The organism is Pseudomonas sp. 10S4, assembly GCF_034344865.1.
Classification (GTDB): domain Bacteria; phylum Pseudomonadota; class Gammaproteobacteria; order Pseudomonadales; family Pseudomonadaceae; genus Aquipseudomonas.
Genome location: NZ_CP133774.1, coordinates 3,538,144 through 3,558,017, shown reverse-complemented (window position 1 = coordinate 3,558,017; position 19,874 = coordinate 3,538,144). Strand labels below are relative to the sequence as shown.

Below are 19,874 nucleotides of genomic sequence, written 5' to 3'. Positions count from 1 at the left end.
GCCGATGAACGTCACCTCAACCTCAACCTTCAACAGTCCTGCGATGGTGGCTTATAGCGCTGCTGCCGAATCCAAGGCGAAAGCCAGTGCCAATGACACCGAGCAGGCGGCCAAAAACGCCAAGACAGGTGACGCGGTCAGCCTCTCGAAAAAATCCACCGACTACAGCGGTTCGATTACCAACAACGCGCCGTTTTTTCCGGTACGCAAGGGCATGAACGCTGACGCTCTGGTGCTGGGCGTCACCCAACCCGGTGCGGTGTCCAGTTCCAAGGACAAGACATTCCCGGACGTGGCCGCCGACGCCCGTAAGCGCATGGATGAAAAATACGTGCAGATGAAGGCCGGCGAAAAGCCTTACAGCGGCAGCGTTGAAGACAAGAATGCGTTGATGGGCGATCTGGATCGACGCTCGCTGAACGCCGTGGCCACCAATGAAGGCGGCAAGTTCTCGAACGATGAGCAAGTCGCGGCCAAAGCGTTGATGCAACAACAGGCCCGGTTGGCGTCGGGTCACTACAGCGGCCCCGAGGATCAAAAGAAAAACTGGAAAGACCCGTTTGCCAATGATCCGGTGGGTCGCGCCAAGGCTGCGCTGAATTTCCTCGACAAAATGACCCCGGAGGAAAAGGCCAAGCCTGAATGGTTGTCCCAGCACCAGACCTTGCAGGATGCGTTGAATAAATACGACAAGGGCAATTCCGCCAGCACGGACAAGAAAAAGACGGGCACTTCAACAATCTTGCGGAAATCCTAGCGGGCGTAGACACCAGTGGCACCGGGAGTAAAAACCCGGAAAGCGCGAAGATCACCGATGCGCCTGCCGCCATGATGGCCAAGATCAAAGCGATGTTGCCTTCGACGCAGTAAGCGCCGTCAATCTCGACCTGAGAATGCAGAACCCATGTGGGAGCGGGCTTGCTCGCGAAAGCGGTGTATCAGCCAACATCAATGTCGGCTGACCGATTGCTTTCGCGAGCAAGCCCGCTCCCACCGGGGATTGTGCAGTCCATGAATAGCGCTAGACCCTTAGCGCATTTCGTTTGTAACGCACATGAAACTTTCATCAGCAAGTCGAGCGTCGTTTGTTGGCAAAATCGGGCATCCGCCATTTCCATCAGGAAACCGACATGCCCCGTATTTTGACCATCGAAGACGATGCCGTGACGGCTACGGAAATCGTCGCCGAGTTGCAAAGCCACGGTTTTGAAGTGGACTGGGTGAGCAACGGCCGCGAAGGGCTGGTGAGCGCGGTCAGTGGCAATTACGACTTGATCACCCTCGACCGCATGCTCCCCGAGCTCGATGGCCTGGCCATTGTCACCACGCTGCGCGCCATTGGGGTGGCGACGCCGATCCTGATGATCAGCGCCCTCTCCGACGTCGATGAACGCGTGCGTGGCCTGCGTGCCGGTGGCGATGATTACCTGGCCAAGCCGTTCGCCACCGACGAGATGGCGGCGCGCGTCGAGGTGCTGCTGCGGCGCAAAAGTCCGGTCCGGGCCACCGAAACCACCCTGCACGTCGCCGATCTGGAACTCGACCTGATCAGCCACCAGGCCACGCGTGCCGATCAGCCGCTGAACTTGCTGCCCACCGAGTACAAACTGCTGGAATTCATGATGCGCAATCCGGGGCAGATTCTGTCGCGGATGATGATCTTCGAAGAGGTCTGGGGTTATCACTTCGACCCCGGCACCAACCTCATCGATGTACACATCGGCCGGCTGCGCAAAAAAGTCGACCCGTCCGGCATGACACCGTTGATCCGCACCATGCGCGGCTCGGGGTATGTGATTGCTGAACCGCTCTAAAGACTGGCGCGGTCCCCTGTGGCGAGGGGGCTTGCCCCCGTTGGGGTGCGAAGCGCCCCCTCTTATTCCTCAGAAAGAAGGGGCCTGCTGCGCAGTCCAGCGGGAGCAAGCTCCCTCGCCACAGCAAGCTCCCTCGCCACAGCAAGCTCCCTCGCCACAGCAAGCTCCCTCGCCACAGGTATTTAACCCAGCAAGCAGTGGATACTTAACCCGGCATGCACTGGAAGTCGCCAGTCTGCGCCACTTGCTTGCCGTGGGAATCCTCAAGCCGAGCGCTGACTTCCTGGCCCAGGCTCGATTCCACCAGTTGGTAGTGTTCGCCGGCCTTGAACTGGGTGTAATGGACCTTGCCTTCGCAATCCTGCTGATTCGAATCGCCACTCGGGATCTCGAACAACGTCACCGCCAAGTCATGAGCGCCAGGGCTTACTTCAAAGAATCGCCCGTCATCGATACGTTTGCCATCCACCCGTTCGGCCAGCAGGTCATTGGGCGCTTCTTCCTGCAGCCCGATCCAGGCCATGCCCGGATCGGCTTTGGGCATCGGGCCGGCACACGCAGACAACAGACAGACCACGCTCAAGCCCGGAATCAACAGCAGATGTTTAAGTGTCATTGCAATGACCTTCCTACCTAAAAAAACAACCTTGAAGCCCCACAAATCCATGTGGGAGCGAGCTTTCTCGCGATAGGGTCATTACATTCAAAATCAACATTGACTGACCCGCCGCCATTGCGAGCAAGCTCGCTCCCACAGGTTATGTGCGGTCTTACGAGCACTTGAAGCTGTGGCTCTGCGCGACCTGATTGCCGTGGGAATCCACCAGGCTGACGGCCGCCTTCAACCCCTCGCTCGAGGCATTGATCTGATAGTGCTCACCGGCCTTGAACTCGCTGTAGTCGAGGCGGCCCATGCAATTGAGGTCTGTCGAGTTGCCATCCGCGCCGCTAAGCAGGGTCATGTCCAGACGATGAGCGCCCGGCTTGACCTCGAAATAACGAGCGTCATGGACCTCCTTCCCATCGATGCGCTCCGCCAGCAAATCGGCGCTCGCCGGTTGGTCCATGCCGATCCAGGCTTCGCTCGGGTCAGCCTTGGGCATCGGCCCGGCGCACGCCGACAACAGGCATACCAGGCTCAGGGTCGGGATCAGTAACAGGGGTTTAAGCGTCATTAAAAAACACCTCGCAAGTGGACGCCGATGCCGCCGTCAGGTGTGACGGTGGGCTCTCGGCTTGAGGTGAAGAGTGGCGAGCCAGAGCGGTTCGGACAAATGAATCCGCATGAAAGGATTTTCAGGTAATCGTTAAAAATTTCTTCATCCCGCGGAAGGCAAATCTTTAAGTAGCAAGCGCAAGACTGCCGAGAATTGCAATTCAAGACCTCGGAGGTTTACGGCATGCTCGGGCTGGTAAAGACTGCACTGCTCAAGCCCTACACGTTTATCGTGCTGGCAATTTTCATCTGCATCATTGGGCCCATGGCGGCCCTGCGCACACCCACCGATGTGTTTCCCGACATCGGCATTCCAGTGATCGCAGTGGTTTGGCAGTACAACGGCCTCGCGCCGCAAGACATGGCCGGGCGGGTGATCTACACCTATGAGCGTTCGCTGAGCACCACGGTCAACGACATCGAACACATCGAGTCGCAATCGCTTCCGGGCATGGGCATCGTCAAGATTTTCTTCCAGCCGGGCGTCGACATTCGTACCGCCAACGCCCAGGTCACGGCGGTGTCGCAGACTGTGCTGAAACAGATGCCGCCTGGCATCACCCCGCCGCTGATCCTCAACTACAGCGCCTCGACCGTGCCGATTCTGCAGATGGCGTTTTCCAGCCCGACGCTGTCGGAAGCGAAGATCCGCGACCTGGTGCAGAACAACATCCGCCTGCCGTTGACCTCGGTACCGGGCCTGGCGATCCCGACGCCAATGGGCGGCAAGCAGCGCCAGATCACCCTCGACCTCGACCCGCAAGCGCTGGCTGCCAAAGGCCTGTCGGCCCAAGACGTGGGCAATGCGTTGGCGGCGCAAAACCAGATCATTCCAGTGGGTACCGCCAAACTCGGACCCAACGAATACACGGTGCTGTTGAACAACAGCCCGAAAGCCATCGACGAGCTCAACGACCTGCCGATCAAAACCGTCGACGGCGCGTTGATCACTATCGGCCAGGTCGCCCACGTGCGTGACGGCTCGCCGCCGCAGACCAATATCGTGCGGGTCGACGGTCGCCGCGCGGTGCTGATGCCGGCGTTGAAGAACGGCAATATCTCCACGCTGTCGATCATCGACGGCATTCGCCAGATGCTGCCGCGCATCAATGAAACCTTGCCGCCGTCGCTGAAGACTTCGCTGCTGGGCGACGCTTCGGTGTTCGTCAAACAGTCGGTCGGCAGTGTGGCCAAGGAAGGCATCATCGCCGCGTTGCTGACCAGCGCGATGATCCTGCTGTTCCTCGGCAGCTGGCGTTCGACCCTGATCATCGCCGCCTCGATTCCGTTGGCCGTGTTGTCGGCCATCGCCCTGCTCGCCGCCAGCGGCCAGACCCTGAACGTCATGACCCTCGGCGGGCTGGCGTTGGCGGTGGGGATTCTGGTGGACGATGCGACGGTGACCATCGAGAACATCAACTGGCACCTGGAGCAAGGCAAAGCGGTGAACACCGCGATCCTTGACGGCGCGAAACAGATCGTCGGCCCGGCCTTCGTCTCACTGCTGTGCATCTGCATCGTGTTCGTGCCGATGTTCCTGTTGCAGGGTATCGCCGGTTACCTGTTCCGGCCGATGGCGCTGGCGGTGATCTTCGCCATGGCCAGCTCCTTCATCCTGTCGCGGACACTGGTGCCGACCCTGGCGATGTTTCTGCTCAAACCCCACGTGCCCGAGCAAGGTCCGGGGCATCACCCGGAAGATGAATTCATCAACCATCACGAGGGCGAGCAGCAACGCAAACCGCACCATCCGTTGCTGCAACGGGTGCTGAATTTCCAGCAGGGTTTCGAACGGCATTTCTCCAACCTGCGGGACCGCTACTTCGGCCTGCTGGAGCTGGCGCTGGAATACCGCAAGCGCTTCCTGCTGGGCTTCCTTGCCTGTGTGCTGGCGTCGTTTGCACTGCTGCCGAGCCTCGGCCAGGACTTTTTCCCGGCCACCGACGCCGGCGCATTGTCGCTGCATGTGCGCTTGCCGCTCGGCACGCGGATCGAGGAAAGCGCGGCGGCGTTCGACCGTATCGAAGCACGAATTCGCGAGATCATTCCGGCCGAACAACTGGACACCATCGTCGACAACATCGGCATCCCGCTGAGCGGCATCGACATGGCGTACAGCAACAGCGGCACCATCGGCCCGCAGGACGGTGACATTCAAGTCAGCCTCAAAGCCGACCACAGCCCCACCGCCGATTACGTGAAACGCTTGCGCGAAGCCTTGCCGGAAAGTTTTCCTGGCAGCCACTTTGCCTTTCTTCCAGCGGACATCAGCAGCCAGATCCTCAACTTCGGCGCACCGGCACCGCTGGACGTGAAAATTTCCGGGCCCAATGGCGATGAAAACCGCGCCTACGCCGTCGAGCTGGAACGACGCCTGCAACACGTGGCCGGGATTGCCGACCTGCGAATCCAGCAGTCCACCGGTTATCCGTCGCTGCAGGTCAACGTCGATCGTCTACGGGCCAATGGCCTGGGCATCACCGAGCGTGACGTGACTAACAGTATGGTCGCGTCCCTGGCCGGTAGTTCGCAAACCGCACCGACCTTCTGGCTCAACCCGGCCAACGGCGTGTCTTACGGCGTGGTCGCGGCCACGCCGCAATATCGCCTCGACAGCCTGCCGTCGCTGGAAGCTTTGCCGGTCACCGGTAGCGACGGGCAATCGCAGATCCTTGGTGGTCTGGCGAGTATTTCCCGAGTCCAGAGCCCGGCGGTGGTCAGCCACTACAACATCATGCCGACCCTGGATTTGTACGCCAACGTGCAGGGTCGCGACCTCGGCGGCGTGGCCAAGGACATTCAAAAAGTCCTCGATGACACCGCCTCGATGCGGCCCAAAGGCGCGGTGATCAGCCTGCACGGGCAGATCGACGCGTTGCACGAAGCCTTCAGCGGTTTGAGCTTCGGCCTGCTCGGTGCGGTGGTGCTGATCTACTTGCTGATCGTGGTCAACTTCCAGTCCTGGGTCGATCCGTTCGTAATCATCACCGCCCTGCCCGCCGCGCTTGCCGGGATTGTCTGGATGCTGTTTCTCAGTGGCACCTCACTGTCGGTGCCGGCCCTGACCGGGGCCATCCTCTGCATGGGCGTGGCCACGGCCAACTCGATTCTGGTGGTGAGTTTCTGCCGTGAACGCCTGGCGGAACACGGCGATGCCCTGAAGGCTGCGCTCGAAGGCGGCTACACACGTTTCCGCCCGGTGTGCATGACCGCCCTGGCGATGATCATCGGCATGTTGCCGCTGGCCTTGTCCGAAGAACAGAACGCGCCGTTGGGCCGTGCTGTGATCGGCGGCCTGATCCTCGCCACCACCGCCACTCTGCTGTTCGTCCCGGTGGTGTTCAGCCTGGTCCACGGACGCCAATCTCGCGCTCTAGCGGAAGAAAAACTTGATGGAGAAAGCTCTCATGTCGCCTGATCAAAAACCGTCGCGCAAACGCCTGATGTGGGTGGGGGTCGGCGGCCTGACCCTGGCCGCGTTGCTGGTGGCCAACGGTCTGGCCGCCCGTACTCGCCATGAAAAAGCCGTGGCGGCCTGGACTGAAACCGCCGCCATGCCATTGGTCAGTGTGTTCCAGCCGCAACAGAACGTGCACGGCGACAGCCTGCGCTTGCCGGCGCACCTGGAGGCGTGGAGCAAGGCGCCGATCCATGCGCGGGTCAGCGGCTACCTCAAGGACTGGAAAACCGACATTGGCACTCAAGTGAAGGCCGGGCAAATTCTCGGGGAAATCGACAGTCCGGACCTTGATCAACAAGTCGCGCAAACCCACGCCCGGTTGATTCAGGAACAGGCCAACGCACGCCTCGCCGAGACCACCGCGACCCGTTGGCAGAACCTGTTGGCGACGCATTCGGTGTCGCGCCAGGAAGCCGATGAAAAACTGTCCAACGCCGCCGCTGCCAAGGCTAACGCCCAAGCGGCGGCCGCCGATTACGCGCGGCTCTCGGCGCTGGAAGACTACAAGACCATTCGCGCGCCGTTCGCCGGGACCATCACCGCGCGCAACACCGACATCGGCCAGTTGATCAAGGCTGACAGCGACAGCGATCCCGAACTGTTCGACATCGCCGACACTCATCAGCTGCGCCTGTACGTACCGGTGCCGCAGAATTACGCCAGCGTGATTCGCCCCGGCATGCAGGCCGAACTGATCGTGCCGGAGCACCCTGGACAGCATTTCACAGCCCGGCTGATTGGTGACTCTACGGCCGTCGACCGACGCTCAGGGACCTTGCTTGCGCAGTTTGTCGCCGATAACCCGGACGGTGCCTTGTTGCCCGGCGACTATGCGGAGGCGACGTTGCAGATTCCGGCCGATACACATGGCGTGAGCATTCCCGCCAGCTCGCTGATCTTCCGCGCTCAGGGCACTCAGGTGGCAGTGCTTGACCCGGATAACCACGTGCACTTGCGCGATATTCATATCGGGCTGGATCTGGGCGAGCGTCTGGTCATCGATCAGGGTTTGAAGCCTGCGGACCGTGTGGTCGACAACCCACCGGATGCCCTGCGCGAAGGCGATGCCGTGCAACTGGCCGACGCCGGAGGTGCCCATGCGCCCAAGGCTTGAGCTGCTGGTGATGGCGCTGGCCCTGCAAGGGTGTTCCATGGCGCCGGTGTACAAGGCGCCAGCCATCGACTTGCCTGCGCAGTATCGCGAGCAGACCAGCGATGGGCCCTGGCATTTGGCGGACCCGGCGCAGCAGCTGTCGACGCAATGGTGGACGCTGTATCAGGACTCCCGCCTGAACGACCTGCAACAGCAATTGCTCAAGGCCAACCCGGACCTGGCGGCGGCCCTCGCGCACTTTGATGCGGCGCAGGCTTATGCCGGTCAATTGCATGCCGGGCTATTCCCGCAAATCACCGCCAGCGCGCAGCCGTTGCGCCAGCGTCAGTCGGAAGACAAGCCGTTGCGCGGCAGCAATCAGCCTTCGGTGTACAACAGCAATACCGCCGGTTTTGCGCTGAACTTCGACCCTGATCTGTGGGGCAAGATTCGTAATCAGGTGGCCGCAGGAGATGCCCAGGCCCAAGCCTCTGCGGACGATTTGGCAGCGGCCCGGTTGAGCCTGCAACAGCAACTGGCAACGCTGTACATCCAGCTTAACGGCCTGGATGCCCAGCAGACGATTCTCGCCAGTTCTCTGGATGATTACACCCAGGCACTGCAACTGACCCGCGACCGCTATGAAGGCGCCATCGCCTCGGAACTGGACCTGACCCGCGCGCAAAGCCAACTGGCCGAGGCACGGGCGCAACTGGACGATGTGCGGGCGCAGCGGGATCTGGCCGAACATGCGATTGGGGAACTGGTGGGCCAACCGGCCAGTGTTTTCCAACTGAGTGCGAGCAACCAGGCGCTGGGGTTACCGTCGGTCCCCGGCGCATTGCCCAGCACCCTGCTGCAACGCCGCCCGGACATCTCGGCCGCCGAACGCCGGGTATTTGCCGCCAACGCCAACATCGGCGTCGCCCGCGCCGCGTGGTACCCGGACTTCAGCCTGACCGGCCTGCTCGGCGGGCAAACCGCCGGCAGCGGCAATCTGTTGGCCGCCGGTAATCGCTATTGGGCGCTGGGACCGTTGGTCAATCTGCCGATCTTCGACGGCGGTCGCCTCGACGCCAACGAACGCCAGGCCAAGGCCGAATTCGAAGAAGCCGCCGCCCATTACCGCAGCCAGGTGCTGCGGGCGGTGCGTGAAGTCGAAGACAACCTTGCGCAACTGCGCGATCTGCAACGGGAGGCGGAGGATGAACAGGCGGCCGTCAATGCGGCGCAACAAACTCAGGCCCTGGCAATAAACAGCTATGAAGCCGGGGCGGTGAATTATCTGGATGTAGTGACCGCACAAACCTCGGCGCTTCAGGCCCAGCGGCGGTTGCAGACGTTGCAGACACGGCAGTTGCAGGCGAGTGTCGGGTTGGTTGTGGCGTTGGGTGGGGGTTGGAATAGCGGTAGCTGACTGACATTGAGGTTGTCTGCGTGGGCCCCATCGCGAGCAAGCTCGCTCCGACAGGGGACTTGAGTCGTTCACAAAAATTGCGCCTGACGCTGAACCCATGTGGGAGCGAGCTTGCTCGCGATGGCGGTTGCCCAGGCACCGCCAATCCCGAAACTGACCGCTCCCGTCCAATCCCCGTATAATCGCGCTTTTTCCCCGAAGGCACCCCGCTCGTGGCAGATAAACGGTACAGCTGCATTGGTTTGTATAACCCCAAGTCACCGGAGAACGTCGGTTCGGTGATGCGCGCCGCTGGCTGTTATGGCGCGGCGTCAGTGTTCTACACCGGCAAGCGCTATGAACGCGCCGCCGACTTCGTCACCGACACCAAGCGTGTGCACTACGACATTCCGCTGATCGGCATCGATGACCTGAAAAAGATCCTGCCGCTGGGCTGCACACCAGTTGCCGTGGAACTGGTGGAAGGCGCTCGTTCGCTGCCGGAATACACCCACCCGGACCGTGCCCTCTACATTTTCGGTCCGGAAGACGGTTCACTGGATCAAGACATCCGTGACTGGTGTGAAGACGTGATCTACATCCCGACCACCGGTTGCATGAACCTCGCGGCCACGGTCAACGTCGTGCTCTACGACCGCATGGCCAAGGGCCTGAACACTCGCTCCGGTCCGAAATTCCGCTGATTCACCGCACATCTGATGGAACAAGCTGCCCGCCCCGGCAGTCAGCTTAACTATCCATTACTGCCTGGAGACAGATCATGAGCGAACTCAAACGCGTAGAGCGCATTCAATCCACGCCATTCCAGACGTCCCCTGACCAGAACGTCGAGGGCTGGGAACGCATCGGCTCCCTGGCCGGCGGCGTGGTAATGGTCGGCAAGGGCCTGCGTCGCGGCGGCGTGTTCGGTTTGATTCAAGTGGCGATTGGCGGCGTGGCGTTGGCCCGTGGCATCACCGGGCACAGCTCGGTGAAAAGCCTGCTGGAAAAAAGCCGTCAGGACATGAACAACGTGCGGGCGAAGATTCAGCGGGCGGGGGAAGAGTTGAGCCAGTTGAAGGCGAATGCCGAGGCGGCGACCAACACCGCGACCGTGACCGGCAATGATTCTTTGAATTCGCCCAAAGCCGGGGGCTGATCCGATATTGCGGTGAGGCTTATGGCCTCATCGCGAGCAAGCTCGCTCCCACAGTTGACCGCGTTGTCCAGACGGCCGCGGTCTAATGTGGAAGCGAGCCTGCTCGCGATGGCGGTGTTACTGAAGCAACTCCGTATCGAGCACCTTGGAAGACTCACCAATGACGCTCTCGGCAAGCTGAACAAATTCCTTGGTATCAACACTCCCCAGATGCATCGCCCCACGCAACACATCATCGAGCGAGCGTTTGTTGCGGGTCTTCAGGCGAATCTCGCGATCCAGTTCCCCCAGCAAAATCACTGTTTTTGACACCTGCGCCGGGCTGAGCTTCTCACCGCGCAAGGTCGTGACCTGCTGGCTGTCCTTGGCCAACTTTTTCTGCAAGCTCTCGTACCGTTCATCACTCATGCCGCCGGCACGGCGCACCAGTTCGATGGCGTAGAACTCGGCAAACCCTTCACGGATCCAGTCGTTGCGCTCACGGTCATTGATTCGCCCGAACACTTGGACCATCTCCCGCACCAGCGCACTGCTGCCGCTTTCGCTGACCAGCGGCATTCGGCTGTTGAGGTAGATCGACTCCCGCGCCGCCAGACTGCCACGCCACATCGGGTCACTGGCGCCGACGATCAGCAACTTGCTCGGGTGACGCGGGAACACCGCTTGTGCTTGCGGCCAGACAAAGGTCAGCAGTGTCAGCACATCCATGCGATGCATGCCCTGCCCCAGCGGCGAGGCGACGGTGACCTCGGTTTCGCCCAGCCGCGTGCGGCGGCTGCCGAGGTGGCCGGCGAGCATCCAGCCCGTCGGCCGGTCGAACAGTCGGGAAGCATTGTTGACCCGGAATTTATTCTTGCCGATGCGCGGCCAGGCGGTTTCGACGCTTTTCCAACCGGTGGGTAATTCGAACTCAAGGCGCGACACCAGCTCGGTGCCGTCCTGTTGATCGAGCTTGGCCGCCGGCACCAGATCGTCGCCACGCAACAACGCCCAGTTTGGCGTCATGCGCGTGTCAAAACTGCCGTTCTTGCGTCCATGGCTGATGCGCACGCGGTAGGTCAGGCTGGCCTTGTCGGCGGCCGGGCGCCAGACACCACGGGCCGCTTTGCCCGGCGTGAGCTGCCATTGGCCATCGGCCTTGAAATCGCTGTAGTCGCTGCCGTCGCCCAGATCAAAGTCCAGGCTGCGCACCGCCGAGCCCTGCGCCAGGGTCAGGCGCACTTCGGCCTGCTCGCTTTGCGGCAACAGACGCACGTGGTAATCCAGATCGACCTTTTTCGCCGCCCACACCGACGAACTCAGGGCCAACGCCCCAACGGCCAACGCCAGCCGCAATCCCACAGCCATACACACTCCTTGTGGCAAAGTTCTAGTAATCATTGACGACATTGTGAGTGCTGCGCACTCAAGCGGGACGGTGCGGCGATCCGACAAGCTCCCTCGCCACAAAAGCAGTCGGCATTCAGCCGGCGCGGAAAATCAGATGGTCTTCCCAATCGTCTTCGGCCACGCTGCCTTCGGCGAGCATGCGCCCGGACTGGGAAATACGTTCGTGGTGCACCGCATCGCGGTCGCCGCACACCAGGTGATGCCACAGCGGCAGGTCCTTGCCTTCGCTGACCAGTCGATAACCGCAGGTCGGCGGCAGCCACTGGAACTCCTCAGCCTTGCCCGGCGTGAGCTGAATGCAATCCGGCACGAAGTCCCGACGGTTCGGGTAGTCAGTGCACTGACAGGTTTTCAGGTCCAGCAGTTTGCAGGCGATGCGCGTGTAGTAGACGCTGTTGTCGTCTTCATCCTCGAGCTTTTGCAGGCAGCACAGACCACAGCCGTCGCACAGCGATTCCCATTCCTCTGGATCGAGTTGATCGAGGGTTTTGCGTATCCAGAACGGTTCGACTTTGGCGGCCATGGCTCGAGCATCAACATCAGGTGGTGAAAAGGCCGCCAGTCTAGTGCCCAAGGCCTCGCGGGCCAAGCGCTGGCGACTGTCGGTAGAACTTCACTTGTCAGTTTTTGCGCCGCCGAGTAGCTTTGCCAGTCGCAACGAGCCAAACCTGAAGGCCATTAACGCGCAACCGCGTTGCATTCCGGTGAACTGCCACGGCTCAAGAAAACCTTATCCCTCAGCTCAACTGCGGCCGCTGGTTTTTATTTGACTCCCTGTCCAAACGTAGTAAGGAATCTCTGAATGAGTGCCAATCCACGCGTTGCCGATCATGCCATTCACCCACAGTTCACCAATCGTTGGTCGCCACGGGCCTTTACCGGCGAAAGCATCCCGGAAGAAACCCTGCTGAGCTTCTTCGAAGCCGCGCGCTGGGCGCCGTCGGCCTACAACTCGCAGCCTTGGCGGTTTCTCTACGCGCGCCGCGACACGCCGAACTGGGAGCGTTTCCTGGGCCTGCTGAACGAGTTCAACCGCGGCTGGGCGCAACACGCCTCGGCGCTGGTGATCGTGATCTCGAAAACCACCTTCACGGCGCCCGGTGCCACCGAAGAAACCCCGGCGCTGTGGCACACCTTCGACACCGGTTCGGCCTGGGGCCACCTGGCGCTGCAAGCGAGCATCAGCGGCTGGCACACCCACGGCATGGCCGGTTTCGACCAGGACCTGACCCGCAAAGAACTGAACATCCCCGAGGGCTACGCCCTGCACGCAGCAGTGGCCGTGGGCAAGCTGGGAGATAAAGCGACGCTGGCGGATTACCTGCAATCGCGCGAAGAACCGAGCCCGCGTCGTCCGTTGAGCGAGCTCGCTGCTGAAGGTGACTTCACCCTCTAAAAGCAAAAGATCGCAGCCGCCGGCAGCTCCTACAGGTGTACACATAACCCTGTAGGAGCTGCCGAAGGCTGCGATCTTTTTGGTCGCGCCTCAATACCCGCGATTGAAGTCCACTTCGCCGCGCAATGCTTCGCCCGCCTCATACGCCCGCAGGTTTTCGACGAACAGGGTGACCATCATCGATGGCGAGGTCGGTGCCGAGCTGTGGCCGGTCAGCAACAGGCCCCAGGCGGTCCAGAACGGATGCCGTTGCGGCAACGGTTCCTGACGGCAGACGTCGATCACCGCGCCCGCCAGATGCCCTTCTTTCAAGGCTTCGACCAAGTCCGCATCAACCACCGCCACACCGCGCCCGACGTTGATGAACACGCCGGTCGGCTTGAATTGCTTGAACAGCGCCGCGTCGTACAGGTCGTGGGTGTTCGGCGTGTTGGGCAGCAGATTGATCACGTAATCCACTTCGCCGACCAGCCGCGGCAAGTCGCTCAGCGCGCCGACTTCAACAAACGGTACCTGCTCGCGGGCTTCGCTGGCGATGCCATACAACTCGACGCCAAACGGCACGAGGAATTTCGCCACGGTCTGGCCGATGTCGCCAGTGCCGACGATCAACACCTTGCGCCCTGCCAGGCTCTGGCCCAGGCGATTGTCCCACTTGCGCTCGACCTGGCTGACCAGTCGCGCCAGCACTTCGCGTTCGTGGCCAAGCATGTAAGTCAGGACGTATTCAGCCATGACCTGGCCGAAAATCCCCACCGCCCGGGTCAGGCGATAGTGGCGTGGCAAGCCGTCGGCCAGCAGCGGCGTGATGCCGGCCCAGGTCGATTGCAGCCATTGTGGCTGGTGGCCCTGACGCAGCAGGGTCGCCAGCAAGTCCGGCTGGCCAAGCCAGATCGGACAATCGGCCGCTTGACGTGCCAGTTCGGCGGAGTCGCCGCTGGTCAGCACTTCCAGCTCAGGCACAGCCTGACGCAACAGTTGGGCGTACACAGGGTGATCGTGTTCAGCAATCAGAACGCGCATGGTTCAAACCTTTCAAAAACAGGGCAGACAGCCGCGGACGGAGTATCGCTCCATCGGTCGCGGCCATCGTCAAAATTATTCCAGTTTTTCACACAGGCTCTGAACAGAGCCTGTCTGCCAATCACATCGGGTCGTTGCGGCGCAGCAATTCTTCGGGCAAGTGTTCGATGTACTCGTCCTCGGCCGGTGGCATTTGCAGGTGGTAGCCCTGCTTTTCGAGGTTTTCCAGGACCACGGTGATGTCCTCGCGCGACAGTTTGCGCTCGGGGGTCAGCACCAGGTCGAAGGCGTGATGTGGCTTGCCGAACGCCGCCATCAGCGATTCCGGGACGCGCTCCAGTGCATCGCTTTTGAGCACGTAGAGGTACATCTCGTTTTTCTTCAGGCTTCGATAGATGGAGCAAATACGTTTCAAGGCTGTTCTCCGGCGGTGGCCAGGCTGTCGAGCAGCGCCTGGCCCATCAATTCGCGGCGCCAGCCACGCAGCGAATCAGGCAATTGGTAAGGACCGTTGGGGTAGCCGCTCTTGAGCAAGGCTTCCAGGGTTTTCTTGCGTAGCATCAACTCTGGTGCAATGTTCAAGCGCTCGGCTTCGGCCTGGCCGATGGCGCGCAGTTGCTTGACCAGCACGGCGGCGTCTACCGGCAATGGCTCCGGCACGGCGGGCGGCCATTGATCTGGCGACACACTGCCAGAGCGCTTGATCAGATCAAGCAGAAATTCGCCGTCCTGACGCACGGTACGCGGGTGCATGTCTTCGATTTTCGCCAACGCGCCGAGGTTGTCCGGTTGAGTCCGCGCCAGCGGCCACAAAGAGTGCTCACGGACGATGCGGTTACGCGGCAGATCGCGAGCGCGGGCTTCGTGCTCACGCCAGGCGCAGAGTTCACGCAACACCACGAGTTGGGCGCGGGACAGCTTCCAGGCCAGCTTGGCTTCGCGGTAAACCTCGTACGGATCGACCTCACGGCGCAGGTTAGCCACCAGTTCGGCGCCATCCTCCAAGACCCAGTTGTATTTGTCTTCAGACAACTTCGGTTGCAGGCGTACGAAAACTTCCGCCAGGTGCAGGGCATCTTCGGCGGCGTAGCTGATCTGGGTGTCGGACAGCGGACGTTGCAGCCAGTCGGAACGGGTCTCGCCCTTCGGCAGGTCGATGCCGAGCACTTCCTGTACCAGCCGCGAGTAACCCATGGAGAAACCCAGGTTCAGATAGGCGGCGGCCAATTGAGTGTCGAACAGCGGCGCCGGCAGGCTGCCGGTCAGGCGCAACAGAACTTCGAGGTCTTCGCTGCACGCGTGAACGACTTTCACCACGGCCGGGTTTTCCAGCAACGCGGCCAAGGGTTGCCAGTTGTCGATGGTCAGCGGGTCAATCAGGTAAGCGCGTACGCCATCGCCGATCTGCAGCAGGCCGGCAATCGGATAAAAGGTGTCGACCCGCATGAATTCGGTGTCGAGGGCAACGAATGGCAACTGCTGCCACTCGGCGCAAAACTGACCGAGGCTATCGTTGTCGCGAATCCAGTGAATATCGATGGCCACACGGCTCTCCCTTGAAGAATGGCGCGCAGTATATATCGCCCCTGACGATTTCCGCGCATGCACTGAACAAGAGCTTTAGCGAAAATGCCTGCCGGAAGGCAAGAAATGTCTGACGAAGGGAGACTAACCGGTCTTACGCAGCACGTAGACCCGCATCCGCGAGCAACCGGGAAAGAAGTCCTGGTGACTGAGCAGGCTGAAACCCGCTTGCCTGAACTCGGCTTCGACCTCGGCCTTGTTCACCAGCGTTTGCGCTTGAACGCCTTCGGCAGCAGCGGGCTGGCGCCGGAGGCGGCTTTCAAGCTGAACCGCGACAATCACTGTGTCACGACTGACGCGGTGGAACTCCCCGAGCATGGCCAACCGGTGCTCGGGACGAGAAAGATGCTGAAACAGTTGCATGCAAATAATGCAATCCACCGCGTTCACCGACAAACCAATGGTGAACGCCGAGCTCTGAAAGGTCTTGATCCGCTTGAGCAACGGCTTCGGGTGATGGGTACGGGCATGATCAAGCATGTCCTGGGACGGGTCTGATGCAAGGATCACCCGATTCCCATGTTCGGCCAGCACCGGCCAGAAACGCCCGGCCCCGCAGGCCACGTCGAGGATCAGACCCGGCTCGCCGGCGGCCTTGAGCGCGTTGCGCACCAACTGCTCTTCGCGCCGAAACGCCAGGCGGCCCGCCATGCCACGCGGTTGCGGCTGCAAACAGACGCGAGCGTGTTCCTGGTCGTAGCGCCGGGCGAACTCAAGCTCGATGGCGGATGGGGGCAGCGAAGACATGTGTAGGGGCTCTTGTTGGAAGATCTACCGACCGCAGATTAGCGGTCGGCCCGTGAAAAATAAGTCGAAGCACTCACTTTTTAGCCAGCACGCCGTCGCCTACAGGCCCCCGGCAGCCGGCGAACATGTCCAGACTCGGGTCGTAGACCTTGCTGTCGACTTCCAGCAGACCGAGCATCGAATGGAACAGGTTGTCCTGGCTCAAGGGTTTGTCGCGACTTTGTTGCAGGCAATGGGCGTCTACCGAGAACGACTTTTGATAACTGTCGGAAAACCACGCCAGCATTGCCACATGCTTTTGTTGTTCCGGCGCCATCATGTAAGGCGTGCCATGGAGGAACAGGTTGTACTCGCCCAGGGACTCTCCGTGGTCGGACAGGTAGAGCATCGCGGTATCCACTTTGTCCTGGTTGCTGCGCAACAGATCGATCAGGGTCGACAGCACGTGGTCGGTATACACCAGGGTGTTGTCGTAACCATTGACGATACTGTCGCGGCTGCAATTGTTCAGCGCATTGCTTTCACACACGGGTGTGAAGTGTTCGTATTCTTTGGGATAACGCTTGAAGTATTCCGGGCCGTGGCTGCCCATCTGGTGCAGGACCAGCACGGTGTCTTTGTCGAGGGTGTCGATGAAGTGCTGCAAACCTTGCAGGAGAATTTCATCGCGGCACTCGCTGCTGGAGCACAACACCGGGTCTTTCAGATTGCTGACATCCTCGATGGTGACCCGATCGCACGTGCCTTTGCAGCCCGATTGATTGTCGCGCCAGATCACGTCCAGACCGGCCCGCTTGAGCACGTCCAGCAAACCTTCTTCGTTCTTTGCCTTGCTGGCGTTGTAATCCTTGCGGCCCATGTTGGAGAACATGCAAGGCACCGATACCGCAGTTTCCGTGCCGCAGGAATGCACGTCGGTGAAAGCGATCAGCCCGGTTTCTTTACTCAGTTTGGGTGTGGTGTCGCGGTTGTAGCCGAGGATGCCGAAGTTCTCGGCCCGGGCACTTTCGCCGACCACCAGCACCGTCAGGGATTTGCGCTCATGGGACTGCCAGGCCTGGTCTTTACGGGCGTCTTCGCCAATTTTGACAAAGGGTTGTTGCGAGGACACCACCTGCTCACGCAGATAACCGACCGAGGCGCCGATGTAGTTGCTCGGCACCACCATCAAATGCAATTCATGGTGATTGCGAAACAGGGACGACAGGCCTTGATAATTCATCAGCGCCACGCCACCGATCACCGCGACAGAGACGACACTCACCAGGGCTTTACTTAATAGCTCACGGTGCCAGGCGCGATAATTGACCGGGGTTTTCCACAATAACCACGAAGGCAAAACACCGAGCAGGACAATATAGACAAACAACTTTATCGACAGTAAGTCGCGAACTTCCGTGGCATTGGTTTCGGCAAAGTTACGAAACATGCCGGCATCGATTAGCACGCCATATTGACTCATAAAGTAAGCCACGCCGGCACTGACCATGAAGACCAACGTCAGCAGCGGTTTTAATACGGGGCGGAACGCCAGCACGGTCAGGACGATGTTGAAGGCGCCGAACACCATGACGCCAAATGCCACGCGCATGGCGATGCCTTTGGCGTCGGAAGCGGTGATTTCGAAGAGGTGCTGCCACAGGACCAGATTGAACCCGGCCAGTAAAAAGGCACTGGCAATCAGTGTCACCCACTCGGGGCGCACGGCTTTTAATTTCAACATGCAGGTCGATTGTTCCTGAAAAGAAGCGTCGCCGGTAATTGTGAAAATTTCATTTTCCGCGACAACGCAAACTTTAATCAGCCGACCATCAATTTTTCGTGAAAAAGAAGCCAACGAATAGTTGGCTTCAGGTATTAGGGCAAATCTTTCAAATTATTTGCAAAATGCTCAGGCCTGATTCAGGTACCAGCGCCAGTCCTGCTCCCCGACCTCCCCCATAAATTGGCGATACTCGGCGCGTTTCACCGCCAGGTACACCCCCAAAAACTCGGTACCGAACGCATCCCGCGCCCAACTCGAGCCTTCCAGCGCCCGTAATGTGGTCAACCAGTCGGTGGGTAGCAGTTCGGTGGCCTGGGCATAACCGTTGCCTTCCACCGGAGCACCGGGGGTCGAGTTGCTCGCGAATGCCACGGTGAATACCGGCCAGGATCGCGGCCGCTGCCAGGTAAGGGTTGGCGTCGGCGCCGCAGATGCGGTGTTCGATATGCCGGGAGAACGCCGGCCCGCCCGGCACCCGCAGGCTCACGGTGCGGTTGTCCACCCCCCAGGTGGCGGCCAGTGGCGCATAGCTGTTGGTCTGGAAACGGCGATAGGAGTTGGCGTTCGGGCAGAACAACAGCAGCGAATCGAGCAACGTACTGAGCATCCCGCCCACTGCATGCCTGAGCAGCGGCGTGCCGTCGGGCGCTGCGCTGGCGAACAGGTTGTTGCCGTCCTTGTCGGCCAGGCTGACGTGCATGTGCATCCCGGTGCCGGCCAGGTCATCGAAGGGTTTGGCCATGAAGCAAGCGGCCATCCCGTGCTTGTGGGCCACACCTTTGACCAGCCGTTTGTAACGCACCGCTTCGTCCATCGCCTGCAAGGCGTCGGTGCGATGTTCGAGGGTGATTTCGACCTGGCCCGGCGCATATTCGGAAATCGCCGTGCGCGCCGGAATGCCCTGGAGTTTGCAGGCGCTGTAGAGGTCGGCCAAGAACGGTTCGATCTGCTCCAGTTCGCGTAAACCATAAACCTGGGTGGCCCGTGGTCGCCCACCATCAACGTCCCGCGCCGGTTGCGGCCGACCATTGCTATCGCGCTGTTGATCCAGCAGATAAAACTCCAGCTCCGCCGCCATCACCGGGTAATAGCCGTCGGCCTGCAAGCCCTCGATAACCTTTGCCAGCAAGTGCCGTGGGTCGGCAATGGTCGCCGGTAGCCCTTCCTTGGGATGCATGCTGACTTGCACCGCCGCGGTTGGAATCAGCCGCCACGGCATGCGCTGCAAACTGCCGCTGACCGGATAGGCGCGGCAGTCGATATCACCGACGTCCCACACCAGCCCGGAGTTTTCCACGTCATCGCCATTGATGGTCAGGCCCAGAATGGTGCTGGGCAGTGGCCGGCCGCTTTCGTACACCGCCAACAGTTCATCACGATGCAGCAACTTGCCGCGTGGCACGCCGTTGTTGTCGAGGATGAACAGCTCGAACATCTCGATATCCGGGTGCTGTTCCAGAAAAGTCAGGGCTTCTTGCTGCGTGGCGAAGGCGGTCATGGCACTACTCATGGGAATTCTCGTTTTTCCGTGTCAGGCAAACGCGCAGGCGCTGCCGATTTGATCCCGATGCATTGCCCGGGACCTGTAGGAACATTCAACGGGAAACGCAGGAATCCGGTGGGCGCGCATGACGGCAATGCCACAGCGCCCAGAAGGCCAGTTCGGACGGAAGTGCTGAGAGGTTTGGCGCGGTGGCAGGCAGGAACCGACGACCGAGGCTGGACGCACAAGCGCCGCTGGATGCCTGGTGGTGGAGTGCGATTGGCCAACCGTCCATAGAGAAAACCGCAGAAAACAGATGTGCCGCAGCGTCACACGGGTGGATGGGGGT

17 protein-coding genes and 1 pseudogene are annotated in these 19,874 nt (G+C 60.6%); 8 read left to right on the top strand and 10 right to left on the bottom strand.

All coding sequences use genetic code 11. The annotated features are described in order from the left end of the window. Window positions 1-4 precede the first annotated feature (4 nt). Both RHM58_RS16510 and RHM58_RS16500 read left to right on the top strand, forming a co-directional pair. Complete coding sequence (locus tag RHM58_RS16510; protein WP_322270767.1) at window positions 5-757, top strand: hypothetical protein; 753 nt, start codon at window positions 5-7, stop codon at window positions 755-757. A gap of 373 nt (window positions 758-1,130) precedes the next feature. After that, window positions 1,131-1,814: a response regulator transcription factor gene (locus tag RHM58_RS16500; RefSeq protein ID WP_201255745.1), complete on the top strand. Its 684-nt coding sequence runs from the start codon at window positions 1,131-1,133 to the stop codon at window positions 1,812-1,814. Window positions 1,815-2,019: 205 nt separating this feature from the next. On the opposite strand, the gene RHM58_RS16495 is transcribed toward RHM58_RS16500, so the two are convergent. Together RHM58_RS16495 and RHM58_RS16490 are read right to left on the bottom strand one after the other, a co-directional pair. Then, complete coding sequence (locus RHM58_RS16495) at window positions 2,020-2,430, bottom strand: hypothetical protein (protein ID WP_201255746.1); 411 nt, start codon at window positions 2,428-2,430, stop codon at window positions 2,020-2,022. A 154-nt stretch (window positions 2,431-2,584) separates the two neighbouring features. Beyond that, on the bottom strand, window positions 2,585-2,989 hold the full coding sequence (locus tag RHM58_RS16490) for a hypothetical protein (RefSeq protein WP_322270766.1): 405 nt from the start codon (window positions 2,987-2,989) through the stop codon (window positions 2,585-2,587). 225 nt (window positions 2,990-3,214) lie between these two features. Between RHM58_RS16490 and RHM58_RS16485 the strand changes: the two genes are divergently transcribed. The 5 genes from RHM58_RS16485 (at window position 3,215) to RHM58_RS16465 (ending at window position 10,138) form a co-directional block, all read left to right on the top strand. Further along, window positions 3,215-6,448, top strand: a complete 3,234-nt coding sequence (locus RHM58_RS16485; protein WP_322270855.1) for an efflux RND transporter permease subunit — start codon at window positions 3,215-3,217, stop codon at window positions 6,446-6,448. Continuing rightward, entirely contained in the window at window positions 6,438-7,604 is a 1,167-nt protein-coding gene (locus RHM58_RS16480; protein ID WP_201255748.1) for an efflux RND transporter periplasmic adaptor subunit, read from the top strand. The genes RHM58_RS16485 and RHM58_RS16480 overlap by 11 nt, the downstream gene beginning before the upstream one ends. After that, entirely contained in the window at window positions 7,588-9,000 is a 1,413-nt protein-coding gene (locus RHM58_RS16475) for an efflux transporter outer membrane subunit (RefSeq protein ID WP_322270765.1), read from the top strand. Before RHM58_RS16480 ends, RHM58_RS16475 begins: the two co-directional genes overlap by 17 nt. 212 nt (window positions 9,001-9,212) lie before the next feature. Beyond that, window positions 9,213-9,683, top strand: coding sequence for an RNA methyltransferase (locus RHM58_RS16470; RefSeq protein ID WP_201195200.1), 471 nt, complete (start codon window positions 9,213-9,215; stop codon window positions 9,681-9,683). Window positions 9,684-9,760: 77 nt separating this feature from the next. Next, entirely contained in the window at window positions 9,761-10,138 is a 378-nt protein-coding gene (locus tag RHM58_RS16465) for a DUF2892 domain-containing protein (RefSeq protein WP_322270764.1), read from the top strand. A gap of 117 nt (window positions 10,139-10,255) precedes the next feature. Here the strand turns inward: RHM58_RS16465 and RHM58_RS16460 are convergent, their stop codons facing one another. Next, on the bottom strand, window positions 10,256-11,485 hold the full coding sequence (locus RHM58_RS16460) for a hypothetical protein (protein ID WP_322270763.1): 1,230 nt from the start codon (window positions 11,483-11,485) through the stop codon (window positions 10,256-10,258). A 115-nt stretch (window positions 11,486-11,600) separates the two neighbouring features. After that, complete coding sequence (locus RHM58_RS16455) at window positions 11,601-12,050, bottom strand: YcgN family cysteine cluster protein (RefSeq protein ID WP_201201531.1); 450 nt, start codon at window positions 12,048-12,050, stop codon at window positions 11,601-11,603. A gap of 279 nt (window positions 12,051-12,329) precedes the next feature. Here RHM58_RS16455 and RHM58_RS16450 point away from each other — a divergent pair, with 279 nt between their 5' ends. After that, window positions 12,330-12,923, top strand: coding sequence for a nitroreductase family protein (locus RHM58_RS16450; protein WP_201201530.1), 594 nt, complete (start codon window positions 12,330-12,332; stop codon window positions 12,921-12,923). 90 nt (window positions 12,924-13,013) lie between these two features. Here the strand turns inward: RHM58_RS16450 and RHM58_RS16445 are convergent, their stop codons facing one another. The 6 genes and pseudogenes from RHM58_RS16445 to RHM58_RS16420 all read right to left on the bottom strand — a co-directional run bounded on the left by RHM58_RS16445 (window position 13,014) and on the right by RHM58_RS16420 (window position 19,552). Further along, complete coding sequence (locus tag RHM58_RS16445; RefSeq protein WP_322270762.1) at window positions 13,014-13,946, bottom strand: D-2-hydroxyacid dehydrogenase; 933 nt, start codon at window positions 13,944-13,946, stop codon at window positions 13,014-13,016. A 121-nt stretch (window positions 13,947-14,067) separates the two neighbouring features. Continuing rightward, complete coding sequence (locus tag RHM58_RS16440) at window positions 14,068-14,361, bottom strand: YcgL domain-containing protein (protein ID WP_007898694.1); 294 nt, start codon at window positions 14,359-14,361, stop codon at window positions 14,068-14,070. Continuing rightward, window positions 14,358-15,491, bottom strand: coding sequence for a ribonuclease D (gene rnd / locus RHM58_RS16435; protein WP_201201528.1), 1,134 nt, complete (start codon window positions 15,489-15,491; stop codon window positions 14,358-14,360). The genes RHM58_RS16440 and rnd overlap by 4 nt, the downstream gene beginning before the upstream one ends. A gap of 123 nt (window positions 15,492-15,614) precedes the next feature. After that, on the bottom strand, window positions 15,615-16,277 hold the full coding sequence (locus tag RHM58_RS16430; RefSeq protein WP_201255752.1) for a class I SAM-dependent methyltransferase: 663 nt from the start codon (window positions 16,275-16,277) through the stop codon (window positions 15,615-15,617). A gap of 73 nt (window positions 16,278-16,350) precedes the next feature. After that, window positions 16,351-18,000 carry a phosphoethanolamine transferase gene (locus RHM58_RS16425; protein WP_201255753.1) on the bottom strand — a complete coding sequence of 550 codons (1,650 nt, stop codon included), beginning with the start codon at window positions 17,998-18,000 and terminating at the stop codon, window positions 16,351-16,353. A 168-nt stretch (window positions 18,001-18,168) separates the two neighbouring features. Beyond that, window positions 18,169-19,552, bottom strand: a pseudogene (locus tag RHM58_RS16420) (glutamine synthetase family protein). Window positions 19,553-19,874: the final 322 nt, after the last annotated feature.